Here is a 16,313-nt window from a genome sequence, read left to right as displayed (position 1 = left end):
CAGGAAATAGGCTAAACGCAGGGGATTTTTCTGGAATTATTACCGCAGTCCTAGTATTTCAGATCAATGGGTAAAAGACTGAATGCTATGCCTAGCATCCAGCCTCTTGTCTATGCAAATTAGCTTGGAAAATTTACGATTGTACTTTTTTACCTTATTGAATTAATTACTTTTTTACTTTTGAGATCGTCAGGCCATCACCAATAGGAATAAGCAAAGATTCCAATTGAGGATGATCAGCCACTGTTTTATTAAATTTTTTCATGAATTCAGTATGACGTCCAGGTTCAGCACTCTCATCGGCTACACTGCCTCTTGCCAATACATTATCACAAACAATTAAAGCCCCATTATCCGCCAGTCTGATGCAATATTCCAGATAGTTTCCGTAATTTTCTTTATCTGCATCGATAAAGAAAAAATCAAATTGCCGGTTATCGCCAACAAGCTTTTCGAGGCTTTCTATAGCTGGGCCGGTCAAATAGGATACTTGATCCCCAAACCCGGCTTTAGCCAGATTATTGTGTGCTAATTCTGCGTAACTCTCTACGAGCTCAAGAGATGTTAAATTTCCTGCCTGAGTAAAACCCCTGGCTAAACAAATCCCGCTATATCCACCAAGCGCCCCAATCTCAAGGACATTCTTTGCACCTGACATAGATACCAGCAGCGTAAGAAGCTTTCCAGTAGAAGGAGAAACGGATATGGATCGCATGCCATTCTCTTTTATAGAATTAAGAACACCCTCCAGAATATCATCTTGGTTATAAAAAACGGAATCGATATATCTGTTAATTTGTTTCATATTTCCCGCCCCTTTAATAAAATGAATTTCCTTTTAAAAAAGGGCCGCCGGAGAGTCCCTACAGATTCTCCAGACAGCCCTTACAGGTTAATTACTTCAGCTCAGTTAAAACTTCTTCAATTTTAGCAAGCTCTGATTGTAAACCGCCACCGCTCAGGTACCAAAGTGGTCCATCCAGGTAAACGATTTTTTTGTTTTGATAAGCATCTGCTTTCTTAATGATGTCATTTTCCATATCCTCTTTAATATTAGAGTCGCCGCCAACAGCTGCTGTACGGTCAATGACGAATAGTACTTGCGGGTTAAATTCCAGGATCGCTTCAAAACCGAAGTTAGATCCATGAGAAGATGCTTCGATATCTTCTGTTACCGGCTTAAATCCATAAACATCATACATGTAGCCAAAACGGGAATTTGTTGCAAATCCTGATAGTTTACCTTCGTTATACATTGTTACTAAAGAACTTTCATAGTTTCCAGCTAACGCTTTGATTTCTTCTAAAGCTGAATCATATTTTGCTTTGTATTCTTCAGCTTCTGCTTCTTTGCCGAACATTTTCGCTGCCAGATCAACAGAAGATTGGAATGTGTTCCAGTAGTCAGCATCCGAAGTTCCAACAAACACAACAGGAGCAATTTCTTTTAATTCTTCATAGAAAGCTGACTGACGTCCAGAGATGAAGATTACATCCGGGTCCATTTCAGCAATATCTTCAAGTAATGGTTCCTTTAAACCGCCAACACTTTCATACTCATCAGATGCGTATTTTTCAAGGTGAGCAGGCAGGGTAGAATCCTTCGCAACCCCAACAATCCCCTCAACTCCTAAAGCATCCAATGTATCCAGAAAACCGTAATCAAATACAGCAATTTTTTCTGGCATCTTTTCAAATTTTACATCTTCAAAATTAGTTGCTCCACCTTCATTGCCTTCTACTGAAGCAACTGTCGGAGAAACTGTCATTGGATAAGCAGCACTTCCTTCTGCTTCAGATGCATTTGTTTCTTCAGATTGGCTTGCTTCAGCTTTGTCAGCTGATTCGTCCTTTGAAGCTTCTTCGCTGGATCCACATGCAGCAAGCAATAATACCATTGCTGCTAACAAGACATAAAGAACTTTTTTCATCTTAAGTAACTCTCCCTTTTTTCGTGTTTTATTGATATTGATTATCATTATCAACTATGATGATAATTATTATTGAATAATCTTTATTAGTCAATAACTTTTTGTGAAGTTTTTAATTTATTTTCCATAAGTTCAAAAATATTACACACAGTAATCAGATTCCTGGAGAAAGATAATAGACTTCTCCAGGAATCTATTGTTTAGGTATGCGAGTTAAAGTACACGCAGATCCTGCAGCCATTCTGTTCCTGAATGGGGATATCCATATCATAAATTTCACGAAGCACATCCGAATCTATGATTTCCCGGGTAGGTCCATTTTTCATCAGCCGGCCATTTTTTAACGCAACGATACGATCCGAATATACGGATGCAAAATTGATGTCATGCAAAACAATGACAACCGTCTTTCCAAGTTCATCAACCAGCTTGCGCAAAATTTTCATAATTTGCACGGAATGCTTCATATCCAGATTATTTAATGGCTCATCCAGCAGGATATAATCCGTATCCTGAGCAATGACCATGGCAATAAATGCCCGCTGCTTCTGACCGCCTGACAATTCATCTAGATATTTGTTTTCCATTTCATCCAGATTCATATATTCAATGGCTTGGTCAACAAACTTTTCGTCCTCAGCTGATAAACGCCCTTTTGAATAGGGATAGCGCCCAAATGATACAAGCTCGCGCACTGTCAGTCTCACATTGAGATAGTTGGCCTGTTTCAAAATGGATACTCTCTTAGCAAAATCCGAGGACTTCCACTTTTTCACATTGTTCTGATCAAGTAATACTTCACCAGTATCCGCCTCTAATAAACGGCTTACCATAGAAAGAAGCGTCGACTTGCCGGCACCATTCGGTCCAATAAAAGAGGTAATGGTCCCCGGCTCGATTGTGACTGTAACATCCTCTACAACAGGCTTTTTACCAAATTGTTTTGTTAATCCTTTGATTTCAATCATCCTGCTGCCCTACTTTCCTTTAGTAATAGATAGATAAAGTAAATACCGCCAATAAAGTTAATGATGACACTTAATGTCGTACGCAGCTCAAATATATGTTCCACAAGGAAATTACCGCCTACCAATGCAATGATACTGATCAAACTCGCCCCTAATATATGGATCGAATGTTTATATGTCACCAGATATTGATAAGAGAGGTTGGCAACAATAAGTCCAAAGAACGTAATAGGGCCAACAAGCGCTGTGGATGTGGCAATTAAAACGGACGAAAGGATTAAAATTCTCATAACCATACTGTCGTAGTTGATGCCAAGGTTCATCGCATTTTCCCGGCCAAGCGACATCACATCCAGCTTTCCCATGATCAGGTAGCCATATAGAAACGCCAGAGCCAGGATGCCAATTGAAATAAATAATAACTCTGCTTTCACATTTGTAAAGGTCGCAAACAGCCGGCTTTGAAGACTTAAGTATTCGACTGGATCTATCAGTACCTGAAGGAATGTGACCAGGCTTCCCAGGAGTGTTCCTATAATCATCCCTATTAATAGCAGAAAATAAATAGGGTGCTTATCAGCTCTGAACAAAAACCGGTACAAAATTAGGGCAAATACGACCATAGCCAAAATGGCTGCGCCAAAGTTTAAGTATTTATTTAACACCCACACTGACATTGAACCTGCAAAAAAGTAGATTAATGTCTGTACCACTTGATACATAGAATCCAGGCCCATAACAGAAGGTGTTAAAATGCGGTTATGTGTGATAGTCTGGAACGCAACGGTTGAGTAAGAAATGGCGATTCCAGTAATAATCATTGCTGTAACCCGAAGCATACGCTTTGGAAAAGCATAATCAAATCCGCCTTTAATATCATAAAAGCCATATAGCAAAATACACACAATAGCAATAGCTGCTAACATGATCAGTTTTGTACTATTTCGCATATGCTCTCCCCCTTAGCAGCATCGTTAAGAAGATAGCACTGCCTATCACTGCCACTGTTACATTAACTGGAATTTCATAAGGGTGAATAATGATGCGCCCCAGAATGTCACAGATTAATAAGAAGACAATTCCCAGCACCGCTGTATGCGGGATCGTTTTGCGCAGATTATCACCTAAATAGATGGAGACAACATTGGGAACGATTAGTCCCAAAAATGGAATAACCCCGACAGTAAGAACCACCGTTGTGGCGATAACTGCAACAAGGATCAGGCCGATGTTCAATACCAGCTTATAGCTTAAGCCAAGATTTTTTGCAAAATCCTCCCCCATTCCGGCAACCGTAAATTTATTCGCATAAACATACGCCAGAACAATAGCTGGAATACTGACATACAAAAGCTCATAGCGGCCAGCAATAATCAAAGTAAAGCTTCCCATAAGCCAGGAAGATAGATTTTGGAGCAGATCCGCTTCATATCCAAGGAACGTAGTAATCGAAGATAATATATTCCCATACATAATGCCGATTAACGGAACGAAAATAACATCTTTAAATTTTATACGATCTAAAATCTGCATGAAGAGAAATGTACCTGCTAAAGCAAAGGCAAAGCTAAAAATAACCTGCTGTGTATAAGTGACATTCGTAAAAAATAGCATAGAAATTAAAATCCCAAGTTTTGCTGCATCCAGTGTTCCGGCAGTAGTCGGTGATACAAACTTATTCCGGCTTAAAGACTGCATGATTAAACCGGCAATACTCATTCCTGCCCCCGCTAATATAATCGCCAGTAACCGTGGAATGCGGCTAATAAGGAATATATGTGTTTCATCTGATTCCCAATTAAGCAGGTCCATAGGCGTTATATCTATTGCACCGATAAACAGCGAGATAAAAGATAGAACGATGGCTGCAATTCCTAACATCCATAATCTCATTGATAACCCTCATAACATTTTTATTATCAGAAGTCTTTTCTATAAAACTACTTGTGAAAGAATGATAATCATTATCATTAAATGGTTAAAAAAAAGAGCCTTGATATGTATAGTTTTTTATTTATTGAAAATGATTATCACTATCTCTGCACAATTAATGTATCACAAAAAATAATAAAAGAAAAGAGAAAGATAGCAAATTTCGGCAATTATCTAATATTCTCTTATTTTAGTAAGGCCGTATAAACGAAAAGGAGACTCAAACTCGAAAGTTGAATCTCCCATTTCTGCCTCTATAGTGTTTTAATCAGTACCCGAATAGCTTCAGATACGTCGATCTGATTCTCTTGGCAGTGATTCGTCAGCTGCCGATATGTTTCTTCATCCAATCTTACATGGACAGTGTGCAAATATTTTTCAGAATCCAGCTTTTTCGGCCTTCCTCTTGTCACTTTTCTTTTACCGCTTCCATCTTTCCAGACATTTATGATGACATATCCGTGTTTTTCCAGCCAAAGGTCACAATCATACTCTTTCCACATGGTTTTAGCCCTTTGCAGGAATTCAAGCTTGAATTTAACAAGCTCATCTCCCTGAAGCCCCTTCATGACCGCTTTTTCCATTGCCTTATGCTCGTTAAATTGAAGAAATTGGTCGTACGATTTAAATGTTAATTCTTTCATTATACCGCTCCCATAATCTATTAACTAATCTATAAAAATCATACCCTTTGAGAAAACGATTGTAAATCCTGACCGAATTCGCTTCAAGTAAAGAGATATTAGCTCATTTTCGGCTAAAGTATGGACCGCACCAGCCAGTTTCATGGGTTACTGCATATGTCCAATTAAACTCTTTATCTACTACGTAAATATCCTCTTGCTCTGCAAAGTCCCTGGCTGTTAAAGATGAAGCATGTTCAAGGATTAAGGCATTATCCGAATGCTGATAAAAAATGTAACAATACTTCTTTACTTCTTTATTAAACGCTATATCAGCCTCCTCCTCCTTTAAGCACTTCCTTCTTTCATAACTAAATACATGCCACAAGTAGCCGCAAAAGCCATCTTCGTCATAAAAATAAATGGACCTCTTATCATTATCACTAAGATGATCAGCAAAACTGTCTTCCCATTGCTTTCTCAAATATGCTCCCCATTTTGGTATTTCCTTTACTTTTACCTTTTTACTTCTCAGCGATTCTGCCAAATCCATTATGTAATCCAAACTAACACCTACTTTAATGAAAACTCTATAATTAAATATTAATTATGACTCTATATTTCAAACTCCAAAATGAATCATGTATTTCTCTTCCTTTGTTGCTTGTATGATTTTTAAAGCGAGTTCATTAAGCTCTTTAGATTTATTAAAATACTCTGATGAGGTTACGATATCGTAAAATAATGATAATGACTCAGGCGGAATAATAGTAATCCCCGAATAGGCTAAACCGCATTCAGAGCGGCTAATTGAATGAAAATAGGTTTTCATGACAGATAAATATTTATCCAGACCTTGTATAACATTATCATTAACAGATATACAATTATATTGGTCCGGTTCATAATGAATATAGTTTTTTTGCTTAACTAAATCATCTAGTATTCCAAATTCATGGATACAAGGCATAGTAGTCCTCCTTTCATCATAAAACATTGCGATCAGCAATCTTCCGTTTTCTGCTGGCGATTAATTGGCTGTTCCCTAATTTTTTTCTTTATTCTTCTGTTTTTGTCCAAAATCCTGCTTCCTCGCTTTTGGACAAAAAAAAACGAGGAAAACCGGAGGAGTCCTCCAATTTTCACTCGGTTTAGATGAAATATCTCCTTACTCCACAGTAACCGACTTAGCCAGGTTACGCGGCTTATCTACGTCACACTCGCGGTGCAGTGCAGCATAGTAAGAGATTAATTGTAATGGTATTACAGAGATAAGAGGTGTTAATAGCTCGTTCACTTCCGGAATGATAAAGCTGTCTTCTTCTGTTTCCAGCCCTTTCATGGAAATGATGCAAGGGTTTGCTCCGCGGGCAACAACCTCTTTAACGTTGCCGCGAATGCTCAGGTTAACACTTTCTTGAGTTGCCAGAGCAATGATTGGCGTACCGTTCTCAATTAAAGCAATCGTTCCGTGCTTTAATTCTCCGCCTGCAAAGCCTTCAGCTTGAATATATGAGATTTCTTTCAGTTTAAGTGCACCTTCAAGGCCGACATAATAGTCGATTCCACGGCCAATGAAGAACGCATTGCGAGTAGTAGAAAGGAATTTGCGTGCAATATCTTCAAACTCTTCCTTCGCATCACAAAGTACTTCCATGGCATTCGCAACGATGCCAAGCTCCTGCACAAGGTTGAAGTCCAGCTCTAGTCCGCGGCTATTCGCAGTTACTTCTGCAAGTATGGACAATACAGCAATCTGGGCTGTATAAGCCTTTGTAGAAGCAACGGCAATTTCAGGACCTGCATGAAGCAATAAAGTGTAATCCGCTTCACGGGATAGAGTAGAACCTGGAACGTTTGTAATCGTTAACGCCTTATGGCCCATTTCCTTAATATTCACAAGCACGGCACGGCTGTCTGCTGTTTCACCGCTTTGAGAGATAAAGATAAATAACGGCTTCTCTGAAAGCAATGGCATATTGTAGCCAAACTCACTTGAGATGTGAACTTCAACTGGGATTTTTGCGATTTTTTCGATAAACTGCTTTCCAACAAGTCCTGCATGATAAGAAGTACCTGCAGCAATGATATAGATGCGGTCAGCGTCGTTCATCGCCTCAACAATTTCCTGGTCGATCGTCAGCTCGTCATTATCATTTTGATACTTCTGGATGATTTTGCGCGTCACTAAAGGCTGCTCATCGATTTCTTTCAGCATGTAGTGAGGGTAAGTTCCCTTTTCAATATCGCTTGCATCTAGTTCAGCTGTATAAGGATCGCGGATGATCGCCTCGCCATTCAGTGTCTGAATTTTAACAGCCTCTTTTGTGACAATAACGATCTCTTTGTCCATCAGTTCAACATACTGATCAGTCACCTGCAGCATCGCCATTGCATCAGAAGCGACTACATTGAAAGTGTCGCCTAAGCCAACCAGAAGCGGGCTCTTGTTTTTCGCTACAAAAATTGTTTCGTTGTTTTTAGCATCCAAAAGGGCGATTGCATAAGAGCCTTTTAAAAGTGTCAGCGTTTTACGGAACGCTTCTTCAGTACTTAATCCCTCGCTCACGAATAAGTCAATCATCTGAACGATGATTTCTGTATCTGTATCACTTTGAAGAGCTACTCCCTGCAAATATTCACGCTTTAAGATGTCATAGTTCTCAATAACGCCATTATGAACCAGCGTAAAACGGCCTGAATTGCTTTGATGAGGGTGGGCATTGACTGTGCTTGGCACACCATGAGTCGCCCAGCGGGTGTGTCCAATTCCTGTGTTTGCCGTCACATCTTCATCCACAATATTGCGAAGGTCCGCAATGCGGCCCTTTTCCTTGAAAACCTGAACGCCGTTCTCATTCATAACTGCGATTCCAGCTGAATCATAGCCTCTATATTCAAGCTTTTCCAAGCCCTTTAATAAGATTTCCTTTGAATCTAAGTTTCCGATATATCCAACGATTCCACACATACTTCTTTTCCTCCTAATAATGAAGGGGCAAGAAGCCTTTTCGGGGCAGTCCTGCCCCTTATCTCTGTTTTGTATGATTGCCGCTCTGTGAGGCATTACAGCCTTTTAAAAGAGCGATTCTTAATTTTAGCATTTCCTTCTCTTTGTCCATTCAGTTGCCTGAATGTTTTAAAGAAGAAATCATCGGTTGTGCTTTCAACCGGGAGGCATCCGCCGAACATTCGATAAACCTCCTCCTCGTCAACTAATCCTTACGTCCAGGATCAGTTCAGGCGCTTTAAAAACTATATTCTCTCACTATCCACCTTTCTCTTCTTGAATGATGCTGTATTGTATTCGTAAATACAAAAACAGGACTATCATACATCAAAGTCAGACTTCAGTCAACAAATATGTGTATAGAACAGCTAGAAGCTGCTATATATAAAAATATGCATAAGGGAGCTCATGAGTTCCCTTATGCATATGAATTGTGCTTCTACTCTTTTAATCCCATTTCACTTTCTACAATATTAGCAATGCGCTCTACATATGACGCACATAGTTCACCTGTTGGCGCTTCTGCCATTACACGGACAAGCGGCTCTGTTCCGGAAGGGCGGACAAGAATGCGTCCGTTTCCGTTCATTTCTTCTTCAACCTGTGCAATGACTTCTTTTACTTTTTCATTGTCTGTCACATGATGCTTGTCTGTTACACGGATATTCACAAGCTTCTGAGGAAATTTCTTCATTTCGTTTGCAAGCTCAGATAATGGCTTTTTGGTCACTTTCATAATGTTCACAAGCTGAAGCCCTGTCAAAAGGCCATCTCCCGTTGTGATGTAGTCCAGGAAAATGATATGGCCTGACTGTTCTCCGCCAAGGTTGTAGCCGTTCTTCTTCATTTCTTCCACAACATAGCGGTCGCCTACAGCGGTCTGCACACTTTCCACTCCATTGGCTTCCAGCCCTTTATAGAATCCAAGATTGCTCATGACTGTTGAAACGACTGTATTCTGCTTAAGTCTTCCCTGTTCTTTCATGTATTTTCCGCAAATATACATGATTTGGTCGCCATCCACAATGTCGCCATTTTCATCAATGGCAATCAAACGGTCTCCGTCTCCGTCGAATGCCAGACCTACATCTGCTTCTCTTTCCTTAACAAAGGCAGATAGTGCCTCAGGGTGAGTGGATCCGACCCCTGCATTGATATTTAACCCATTAGGAGAGGCACCCATCATGGATAAATCTGCATCAAGGTCAGCGAACAGGTGCGTTGCAAGCGGCGAAGTAGCTCCATGCGCACAATCAAGCGCAATGTGAATGCCGGAAAAATCTTCGTCAACTGTCTGCTTCAAGTATTGAAGATACTTTTGTCCGCCTTCGAAGTAATCATTTACCTGCCCCAGGTTTCCTCCGACAGGTCTTGGAAGCTGGTCTTCTGCCATATCCATTAATTCCTCAATCTCCGCTTCCTGATCATCGGACAGCTTAAACCCATCCGGGCCAAAAAACTTGATTCCGTTATCTTCAACCGGGTTATGAGAGGCTGAAATCATGACACCGGCCTCTGCTCCCAATGCTTTTGTTAAATAAGCGACACCAGGGGTTGAAATGACTCCTAGGCGCATTACTTCTGCTCCAATTGATAATAGCCCTGCGACAAGTGCACCTTCGAGCATATGGCCTGAAATACGGGTATCCCGGCCGATTAATACTTTCGGACGATCATGGTCTTTCGTTAATACATAACCTCCAAAACGGCCCAGCTTAAATGCCAGCTCCGGTGTCAACTCACTATTTGCAACTCCGCGTACTCCATCTGTACCGAAATATTTACCCATTATATTATCGCTCCTTCTACCTTTAAAAACTATATTATGCTTCTTCTTTTTGTGTAATCGTAACGGTCGCTTTACCTGCAGCAGGCTCTATATCCACACCTGAAGGGCCGTCTATATTGATAGGCACCTCATGATCACCTTCTCCAAGGTCAGCCAGGCTCATAGATAGATTAAAATCCTCCGCTTTGAGATCCTGAACAATGCTGCTCTTCCCGGTAACCGTAATACTTGTCCTTCCGGAAGCAGGGTTCTTTAGGACCGCTTCATATTCTTCGGATAAGCCGGTTAAGCTTATGGCAAGATTTGAAAAGGTCTTGGTTTCCTCTTGATCCTGTGCCTGTGTTTCTTCGGCAGGCTCCTCTGTAACTTCCTCTTCTTCCTTGTCCGCGTTTTCCTCAGTGCTGATATCAACAGACACCTTCACTGTTTTAGGATCAACTGCAGAAATGCCATCCGGAATAATAACCGGCAGGGTGAGCACAGTATCTTTCTCAATCTTTGAGACATCTACCTCTACCCTGACGCTTTCTGTCTCATTCAAAATATCTTCACGGCCCGTTATAGAAGCCTCATTAATATCCAATTTAATTGAATTAATGGTAACCCCCTCCTGAGGGTCCCCATTCCGGACAATCGTTATAGGTACCTTCTTGCTTAACTGCTTAACCGGGACTGTTACCCGGATGACCCGAGGCTCCACAATGACATCAAGCTTATTCATCTCACGGTCCAGTACCCTGACTGTTGCTTCATCAGTGATTGTGTCCGTTATAGGACCTTTCACATCCAGAGTTGCTTTCACAAAACTGATCCGCTCAATCACTTCTTTTGCTCCCGTAATTTTAACTGTTTTTGGCTCTGCAGATGCCGCTTCAGCAGTATACCCTTCACCAAGAAGGCCATTATTGAATTCCGCATCCACTTTAAATTCCTGTGTCACTTTTTCGTGGACGGTTACATCTGCATATTGAGGGTTAATGGTTACATCCAATTTATCTGAAATATCGCGGATTTTAATTTCCACTCTTTGCGAGCCAATTTCTGCATTCGTCAAATCTACATATACTTCAAAATTCTGCTGTTTCTTCGCTGACTCAAGATGGCTCTTCGGGCCCTCAATACTTAGATCAACTGTCTCCGGAGTACCGGTTACGACCAGGTTTTCCGTATCATAATAGCTTTTCACCGGTACATCTTCTATAACTGCTGAATCCTGCTGGCCTGGAACGTTTATTTCCTTTAATTCCTTATCTGCATCATATACAGAATCAAAAAGAAAAAGGGCAAGAATCAAGGCAACAATTTTCATAAACCAGCGGGTATCCACTAATTTATCAATTAACTTATCCATTCTTTTTTCCCCTCCAGTTCCAAAGACCTGAAGAAGTCTGCTTTACTTTCTGCTGAACAAGCAATTCACTTGAAAGCATATCTTTAAAAGCCTCCGCTTTTAAGTCACGGTGCAGCTCCCCGTTTTTGGTTAAGGAAACACTTCCTGTTTCCTCTGATACGATAATGGTAATACTGTCAGTTACCTCACTTATACCTAAGGCAGCCCTATGTCTTGTGCCCAATTCTTTTGAGATGAAAGGACTTTCTGACAGAGGCAGATAACAGGCTGCTGCTGCCACGCAATTCTTTTGAATAATAACAGCTCCATCATGCAGCGGTGTATTCGGTATAAAAATATTAATCAGGAGCTCGGATGAAATTTTGGAATCAAGCTGAATACCGGTTTCTATATAATCGTTCAGCCCTGTTTCCCGCTCAACTGAAATAAGCGCGCCAATGCGCCGTTTAGCCATATAATCTACAGCCTTCGCAATAGACTCGACTAGTTTCTCCTGATTTTCCTCCTCCTGATTAGCTGTCCTTGAGAAGAATCTACCTCTTCCCAATTGCTCCAGTGCTCTTCGCAGCTCAGGCTGGAAAATGATGATGATGGCCAGAAATCCCCATAATAGTACTTGTTCCATCATCCACCCTAATGTTTGCAGATGGAACTTGTCGCTTGCTACTTTAACCAGGATGATGACAAAAATCCCCTTCAGCAATTGAACAGCCTTTGTTCCTTTCACAATCATTATAAGTTTATAGATGACGTACCAGACAAGGAGAATGTCTATTGTATTAGCCAACAATTTCAATATAGAGAAATCCGCAAACGACATTATCCTTCCTCCAAATATATATTTCAAAAGCAAAAATGCCAAAAGTTCCTTTATGTAACTTTCATATTATATCATATTCATTGCTAATTCCAATTTTGAAACAGCAGATACCTTCTGGAAAATTCACCATCGTCATTTGCATACTAAGAATCCCTGCTTCTCTTAGCAGGGATATTCTTTATTCCTATGATTATTCTTTGTCTTTTTCTCCTGTTTCAAAGACATCTACAGCATCTTTAGCTGCCGTTTTGATGTGATACCACAGCCATTCAAATATGGCATCAACCTCTTCGATTTCTCCAGTGACCTTGCCGGCCGAAGCCATATACTGCTGGCCATTGATGACCGTAACATTGCCCTCAACCTCACCCTGAATTTCCAAGTCGCCATTCTTCACCACTACATCGCCTTTTACCACTTCACCTTCAGGTACAATCACCTTATCGTTTTGCACCACAAGGTTCGGCTGTTTAGAAACAGATAATTGATGATCCTGATCCCAGGAAGATACAACGCTTCCCATCATTAAAACAAGAAAAAGTGATGCCGCAGTTAATAGCGGATGATGCCTGAACCAGCGCTGAACCCCGACCTTCCGCTTTTCTTTTGGCAATTTCGCCATAACATTTGCCGTGAAATTTTCAGGTGCCTGTATATGTGAAGTGCTTTGGACTAAAGCGATCGTTTTCTTTAATTCATGGAAATGAGTCTGACACTCCCCGCAGTTTTGCAGATGTGCCCTTAATTCCTTCTCATGTTCGGCTGAGATCTCTTCATCTAGGTACTCGTGCATATAAACAACCATTTCTGCTGGACATTTCAAAGTTCTCACCCTCTTTATTAGACATATCTTAATTGATTTCTAAGAGCTTCCCGGCCCCGGTGAATCCGGGTCTTTACGGTTCCCAATGGAAGGTCGAGCGTTTCACTGATCTCGTTCAGCGATAATTCCTCAATATATTTTAAAACAATAACTGAACGATATTTCTCTGGAAGCTTCGATATTTCCCTTTGGATTGTTTCCTGGAGTTCCAGGCTTTCTACATCATCCTCCGGCAGCCTCGCATCTGAAGCGATTTGAGAATACATGTTCAGGCCATCGGTTCCGGCGACCTCAGCATCCAAATAATAATCAGGCTTCTTTTTTCTGATTCTGTCTATACAAAGATTAGTGGCAATCCGATAGAGCCATGTGGAAAATTTAAGGTCAATATTAAAACTGGCAATATTAACATAAGCTCTTAAGAAGGCCTCTTGAGCGATATCCTCTGCCTCATGCCTGTTTCCCAGCATTCTGTAGCAAATCTGAAAAACTTTATCTTTGTATATTTCAACAACTTCAGCATAAGCATCCTGGTCGCCTTTTAATACTTGCTTTATCCTCTTCTTTACGATTGTCTCCATTTTTTTACCTCCGCTCCAGTGCGGCTAATCGATAATACGAATCGATAGCGGAAAAGGTTTCATTTTAATTAAAAAACATTCAATTTCTATATTAACAAATTTTTACTTATTCTGGTTTATTTTTTTCCTATTAGGGTATAAAAGTACTAAATTTATCGAAAAGGATTGGTTACGGTGTGTATTAAGGAATTATTGAGAGAAATTGAGGATTGCCGGACAAGAATGGTCCAATTAGCAGCTTCCGGCTCTTTTACAGATCACATGGTCGTTGACATCAGCAGTAAACTCGATGAACTCCTAAATAAATATTATACACTCACAGCAAAAAAATGAGCAGAACTTGTTTATGTTCTGCTCATTTTTATTTTTCCTTTATTACAAAAGCTTTTCCCCAAACAATGAACCCATAAGCGCGACTGCTACAGTAGCTGTTTTGTTCTTGTCATCCAAAATAGGATTAACCTCTACAAATTCAGCGGATGTAATGATTTGTGCTTCTGCAAGCATTTCCATGGCCAAGTGGCTTTCACGGTAGCTGATTCCGCCAATTACCGGAGTGCCAACCCCTGGTGCATCATGAGGATCCAGTCCATCCAAATCAAGGGAAAGATGAACGCCATCTGTATTTCGTTCTTTTAAATATGTAATAGACTCTTCCATAACCTTGGTCATTCCAAGACGGTCAATTTCATGCATAGTGTACACTTTAATGCCTTTTTCCTTAATAAGCTCCCGCTCACCTTCATCCAATGACCTTGCCCCAATAATGACAATATTCTCAGGCTTAATCTTTGGACCATATCCCCCTACATTGGTTAATAGCGGATGGCCTATACCCAGGCTTACAGCAAGCGGCATGCCATGTATGTTTCCTGAAGGTGAAGTCTCAGCTGTATTTAAATCACCATGAGCATCATACCAGATAACCCCGAGGTTTGTATAGTGCTTTGAAACCCCTGCTAATGTTCCAATTGCGATGCTGTGGTCACCGCCTAGAACTAATGGAAAGGATCCGTCTTTTATTGCGTGATCCACTTTCTCTGCAAGCATTTCCGTTTTCTCTGCAATAAGGTGCAAGTTGCGAAGATTTGAATTTGGATCGATTTGGACCTCCGGGCGGCCGACTGGAATATCGCCCTGGTCATGGATTTCTTCAAATAAACATTTTAAACGTTCATTCACCCCGGCATACCTGATTGCACTTGGCCCCATGTCTACACCGCGTCTCATCTGGCCAAGATCCATCGGCATTCCAATTATCGATAATTTCTGTCTACTCATAATGTAACTCCTCCCTTTCCCTTCATATATATATTTTAACCGCTTTCAAACACATGACTCAACTCGACAAAATCGTGTATATATATGCGGCTGTTAGGGGAAAAGGTCCTAGTTTTTTCGATGATGTTCCGATATTTATAAAATAAAAAAACCTTAAACCACATTGGTTTAAGGATTAATAAATTATGTATGTTGGTGGAGCCTAGCGGGATCGAACCGCTGACCTCCTGCGTGCAAAGCAGGCGCTCTCCCAGCTGAGCTAAGGCCCCATTTGGAGCGGAAGACGGGATTCGAACCCGCGACCCCCACCTTGGCAAGGTGATGTTCTACCACTGAACTACTTCCGCAGCATGCATATTTATATTTACAACTAAGACCTTCAGGACTCGATTCCCAAGGTCTGCGTATTTCTATAAAGTGAGCCATGAAGGACTCGAACCTTCGACCCTCTGATTAAAAGTCAGATGCTCTACCGACTGAGCTAATGGCTCGTAGTAAGGAAAATGGCTGGGCTAGCAGGATTCGAACCTGCGAGTGACGGAGTCAAAGTCCGGTGCCTTACCGCTTGGCTATAGCCCAATAATTACAAAATAAAAAGGACATTCATAGCTTGTCCAGTTTGTTGTGTTTTATTAAAAATAAATGGTGGAGGGGGGCAGATTCGAACTGCCGAACCCGAAGGAGCGGATTTACAGTCCGCCGCGTTTAGCCACTTCGCTACCCCTCCATCTGCGAAAAACAGATGGTGCCGGCGAGAGGACTTGAACCCCCAACCTACTGATTACAAGTCAGTTGCTCTACCAATTGAGCTACACCGGCAAGTATGGTGGAGGATGACGGGATCGAACCGCCGACCCTCTGCTTGTAAGGCAGATGCTCTCCCAGCTGAGCTAATCCTCCATTATGGTGACCCCTACGGGATTCGAACCCGTGTTACCGCCGTGAAAGGGCGGTGTCTTAACCGCTTGACCAAGGGGCCTAGTATTCTAGTTGTTTACATTAAGAGAGCTTCCAACCGGGCTCGAACCGGTGACCTCTTCCTTACCATGGAAGTGCTCTACCTGCTGAGCTATGGAAGCAACAGCTCATAATTCCCATAAGGGGCTTTATGAAAATGGCTCCGCAGGCAGGATTCGAACCTGCGACCGTTCGGTTAACAGCCGAATGCTCTACCACTGAGCTACTGCGGAATAGCGGTATTTTA

The 16,313-nt window shown here is 41.2% G+C and carries 17 protein-coding genes and 10 tRNA genes; 1 reads left to right on the top strand and 26 read right to left on the bottom strand.

Annotated elements, in window-relative coordinates; all coding sequences use genetic code 11:
• Nucleotides 1-166 precede the first annotated feature (166 nt).
• The 15 genes from AC6CHU_RS18470 to sigW form a co-directional block, all read right to left on the bottom strand.
• Nucleotides 167-805 carry an O-methyltransferase gene (locus AC6CHU_RS18470; RefSeq protein WP_159871389.1) on the bottom strand — a complete coding sequence of 213 codons (639 nt, stop codon included), beginning with the start codon at nt 803-805 and terminating at the stop codon, nt 167-169.
• Between the two features lie 91 nt (nt 806-896).
• Nucleotides 897-1,931, bottom strand: coding sequence for a siderophore ABC transporter substrate-binding protein (locus tag AC6CHU_RS18465; RefSeq protein ID WP_159871386.1), 1,035 nt, complete (start codon nt 1,929-1,931; stop codon nt 897-899).
• A 200-nt stretch (nt 1,932-2,131) separates the two neighbouring features.
• Nucleotides 2,132-2,899, bottom strand: a complete 768-nt coding sequence (locus AC6CHU_RS18460) for an iron ABC transporter ATP-binding protein (RefSeq protein WP_159871383.1) — start codon at nt 2,897-2,899, stop codon at nt 2,132-2,134.
• Nucleotides 2,896-3,849 (bottom strand): iron chelate uptake ABC transporter family permease subunit, encoded by a 954-nt coding sequence (locus tag AC6CHU_RS18455; protein ID WP_498122569.1) that lies wholly within the window; start codon nt 3,847-3,849, stop codon nt 2,896-2,898. The genes AC6CHU_RS18460 and AC6CHU_RS18455 overlap by 4 nt, the downstream gene beginning before the upstream one ends.
• Complete coding sequence (locus tag AC6CHU_RS18450) at nt 3,839-4,792, bottom strand: ABC transporter permease (RefSeq protein WP_159871377.1); 954 nt, start codon at nt 4,790-4,792, stop codon at nt 3,839-3,841. Before AC6CHU_RS18450 ends, AC6CHU_RS18455 begins: the two co-directional genes overlap by 11 nt.
• A 293-nt stretch (nt 4,793-5,085) precedes the next feature.
• Nucleotides 5,086-5,475, bottom strand: coding sequence for a ribbon-helix-helix protein, CopG family (locus AC6CHU_RS18445; protein WP_159871375.1), 390 nt, complete (start codon nt 5,473-5,475; stop codon nt 5,086-5,088).
• Between the two features lie 103 nt (nt 5,476-5,578).
• Nucleotides 5,579-6,007, bottom strand: coding sequence for a DUF4275 family protein (locus AC6CHU_RS18440; protein WP_159871414.1), 429 nt, complete (start codon nt 6,005-6,007; stop codon nt 5,579-5,581).
• A gap of 69 nt (nt 6,008-6,076) precedes the next feature.
• Entirely contained in the window at nt 6,077-6,424 is a 348-nt protein-coding gene (locus AC6CHU_RS18435; RefSeq protein WP_159871373.1) for a short-chain dehydrogenase, read from the bottom strand.
• Nucleotides 6,425-6,622: 198 nt separating this feature from the next.
• Nucleotides 6,623-8,425 carry a glutamine--fructose-6-phosphate transaminase (isomerizing) gene (glmS, locus tag AC6CHU_RS18430; RefSeq protein ID WP_498122568.1) on the bottom strand — a complete coding sequence of 601 codons (1,803 nt, stop codon included), beginning with the start codon at nt 8,423-8,425 and terminating at the stop codon, nt 6,623-6,625.
• Nucleotides 8,426-8,520: 95 nt separating this feature from the next.
• Nucleotides 8,521-8,646 (bottom strand): hypothetical protein, encoded by a 126-nt coding sequence (locus tag AC6CHU_RS18425; RefSeq protein WP_268891691.1) that lies wholly within the window; start codon nt 8,644-8,646, stop codon nt 8,521-8,523.
• A 257-nt stretch (nt 8,647-8,903) separates the two neighbouring features.
• Nucleotides 8,904-10,253 (bottom strand): phosphoglucosamine mutase, encoded by a 1,350-nt coding sequence (gene glmM / locus AC6CHU_RS18420; protein ID WP_251284283.1) that lies wholly within the window; start codon nt 10,251-10,253, stop codon nt 8,904-8,906.
• A gap of 34 nt (nt 10,254-10,287) precedes the next feature.
• Nucleotides 10,288-11,604, bottom strand: coding sequence for a CdaR family protein (locus tag AC6CHU_RS18415; protein ID WP_159871367.1), 1,317 nt, complete (start codon nt 11,602-11,604; stop codon nt 10,288-10,290).
• Nucleotides 11,597-12,424: a diadenylate cyclase CdaA gene (gene cdaA / locus AC6CHU_RS18410; RefSeq protein WP_159871365.1), complete on the bottom strand. Its 828-nt coding sequence runs from the start codon at nt 12,422-12,424 to the stop codon at nt 11,597-11,599. The genes AC6CHU_RS18415 and cdaA overlap by 8 nt, the downstream gene beginning before the upstream one ends.
• 190 nt (nt 12,425-12,614) lie before the next feature.
• On the bottom strand, nt 12,615-13,247 hold the full coding sequence (locus AC6CHU_RS18405) for an anti-sigma factor family protein (protein WP_159871363.1): 633 nt from the start codon (nt 13,245-13,247) through the stop codon (nt 12,615-12,617).
• Between the two features lie 17 nt (nt 13,248-13,264).
• Nucleotides 13,265-13,828 (bottom strand): RNA polymerase sigma factor SigW, encoded by a 564-nt coding sequence (sigW, locus tag AC6CHU_RS18400; protein ID WP_061794087.1) that lies wholly within the window; start codon nt 13,826-13,828, stop codon nt 13,265-13,267.
• 192 nt (nt 13,829-14,020) lie between these two features.
• Here sigW and AC6CHU_RS18395 point away from each other — a divergent pair, with 192 nt between their 5' ends.
• The gene (locus AC6CHU_RS18395; protein ID WP_251284281.1) at nt 14,021-14,161 is read left to right on the top strand and encodes an aspartyl-phosphate phosphatase Spo0E family protein; all 141 of its coding nucleotides are present in this window, start codon (nt 14,021-14,023) and stop codon (nt 14,159-14,161) included.
• Nucleotides 14,162-14,203: 42 nt separating this feature from the next.
• On the opposite strand, the gene rocF is transcribed toward AC6CHU_RS18395, so the two are convergent.
• The 11 genes from rocF to AC6CHU_RS18340 all read right to left on the bottom strand — a co-directional run bounded on the left by rocF (nt 14,204) and on the right by AC6CHU_RS18340 (nt 16,299).
• Entirely contained in the window at nt 14,204-15,109 is a 906-nt protein-coding gene (gene rocF, locus AC6CHU_RS18390) for an arginase (RefSeq protein WP_159871359.1), read from the bottom strand.
• Nucleotides 15,110-15,302: 193 nt separating this feature from the next.
• A tRNA-Ala gene (locus AC6CHU_RS18385) sits at nt 15,303-15,378 on the bottom strand.
• 3 nt (nt 15,379-15,381) lie between these two features.
• Nucleotides 15,382-15,456 (bottom strand) — tRNA-Gly (locus tag AC6CHU_RS18380).
• A 71-nt stretch (nt 15,457-15,527) separates the two neighbouring features.
• Nucleotides 15,528-15,600: transfer RNA gene (locus AC6CHU_RS18375), tRNA-Lys, on the bottom strand.
• Nucleotides 15,601-15,613: 13 nt separating this feature from the next.
• A tRNA-Gln gene (locus AC6CHU_RS18370) sits at nt 15,614-15,688 on the bottom strand.
• A gap of 64 nt (nt 15,689-15,752) precedes the next feature.
• Nucleotides 15,753-15,836, bottom strand: a tRNA-Tyr gene (locus tag AC6CHU_RS18365).
• A gap of 16 nt (nt 15,837-15,852) precedes the next feature.
• Nucleotides 15,853-15,928: transfer RNA gene (locus AC6CHU_RS18360), tRNA-Thr, on the bottom strand.
• 5 nt (nt 15,929-15,933) lie between these two features.
• A tRNA-Val gene (locus tag AC6CHU_RS18355) sits at nt 15,934-16,009 on the bottom strand.
• A gap of 4 nt (nt 16,010-16,013) precedes the next feature.
• Nucleotides 16,014-16,088: transfer RNA gene (locus AC6CHU_RS18350), tRNA-Glu, on the bottom strand.
• A 27-nt stretch (nt 16,089-16,115) separates the two neighbouring features.
• Nucleotides 16,116-16,188 (bottom strand) — tRNA-Thr (locus tag AC6CHU_RS18345).
• Between the two features lie 36 nt (nt 16,189-16,224).
• A tRNA-Asn gene (locus AC6CHU_RS18340) sits at nt 16,225-16,299 on the bottom strand.
• Nucleotides 16,300-16,313: the final 14 nt, after the last annotated feature.

It is taken from the genome of Cytobacillus sp. GQ23, from assembly GCF_059758675.1.
Note: the sequence above shows the minus strand (reverse complement) of the source record. Positions and strands in the feature narration are given on the sequence as shown.

What these genes read in the sequence shown, in the direction of transcription:
- AC6CHU_RS18470 (WP_159871389.1), bottom strand. Translation starts at nt 805, where the DNA reads ATGAAACAAATTAACAGATATATCGATTCCGTTTTTTATAACCAAGAT.
- AC6CHU_RS18465 (WP_159871386.1), bottom strand. Translation starts at nt 1,931, where the DNA reads ATGAAAAAAGTTCTTTATGTCTTGTTAGCAGCAATGGTATTATTGCTT.
- AC6CHU_RS18460 (WP_159871383.1), bottom strand. Translation starts at nt 2,899, where the DNA reads ATGATTGAAATCAAAGGATTAACAAAACAATTTGGTAAAAAGCCTGTT.
- AC6CHU_RS18455 (WP_498122569.1), bottom strand. Translation starts at nt 3,849, where the DNA reads ATGCGAAATAGTACAAAACTGATCATGTTAGCAGCTATTGCTATTGTG.
- AC6CHU_RS18450 (WP_159871377.1), bottom strand. Translation starts at nt 4,792, where the DNA reads ATGAGATTATGGATGTTAGGAATTGCAGCCATCGTTCTATCTTTTATC.
- AC6CHU_RS18445 (WP_159871375.1), bottom strand. Translation starts at nt 5,475, where the DNA reads ATGAAAGAATTAACATTTAAATCGTACGACCAATTTCTTCAATTTAAC.
- AC6CHU_RS18440 (WP_159871414.1), bottom strand. Translation starts at nt 6,007, where the DNA reads ATGGATTTGGCAGAATCGCTGAGAAGTAAAAAGGTAAAAGTAAAGGAA.
- AC6CHU_RS18435 (WP_159871373.1), bottom strand. Translation starts at nt 6,424, where the DNA reads ATGCCTTGTATCCATGAATTTGGAATACTAGATGATTTAGTTAAGCAA.
- glmS (WP_498122568.1), bottom strand. Translation starts at nt 8,425, where the DNA reads ATGTGTGGAATCGTTGGATATATCGGAAACTTAGATTCAAAGGAAATC.
- AC6CHU_RS18425 (WP_268891691.1), bottom strand. Translation starts at nt 8,646, where the DNA reads ATGTTCGGCGGATGCCTCCCGGTTGAAAGCACAACCGATGATTTCTTC.
- glmM (WP_251284283.1), bottom strand. Translation starts at nt 10,253, where the DNA reads ATGGGTAAATATTTCGGTACAGATGGAGTACGCGGAGTTGCAAATAGT.
- AC6CHU_RS18415 (WP_159871367.1), bottom strand. Translation starts at nt 11,604, where the DNA reads ATGGATAAGTTAATTGATAAATTAGTGGATACCCGCTGGTTTATGAAA.
- cdaA (WP_159871365.1), bottom strand. Translation starts at nt 12,424, where the DNA reads ATGTCGTTTGCGGATTTCTCTATATTGAAATTGTTGGCTAATACAATA.
- sigW (WP_061794087.1), bottom strand. Translation starts at nt 13,828, where the DNA reads ATGGAGACAATCGTAAAGAAGAGGATAAAGCAAGTATTAAAAGGCGAC.
- rocF (WP_159871359.1), bottom strand. Translation starts at nt 15,109, where the DNA reads ATGAGTAGACAGAAATTATCGATAATTGGAATGCCGATGGATCTTGGC.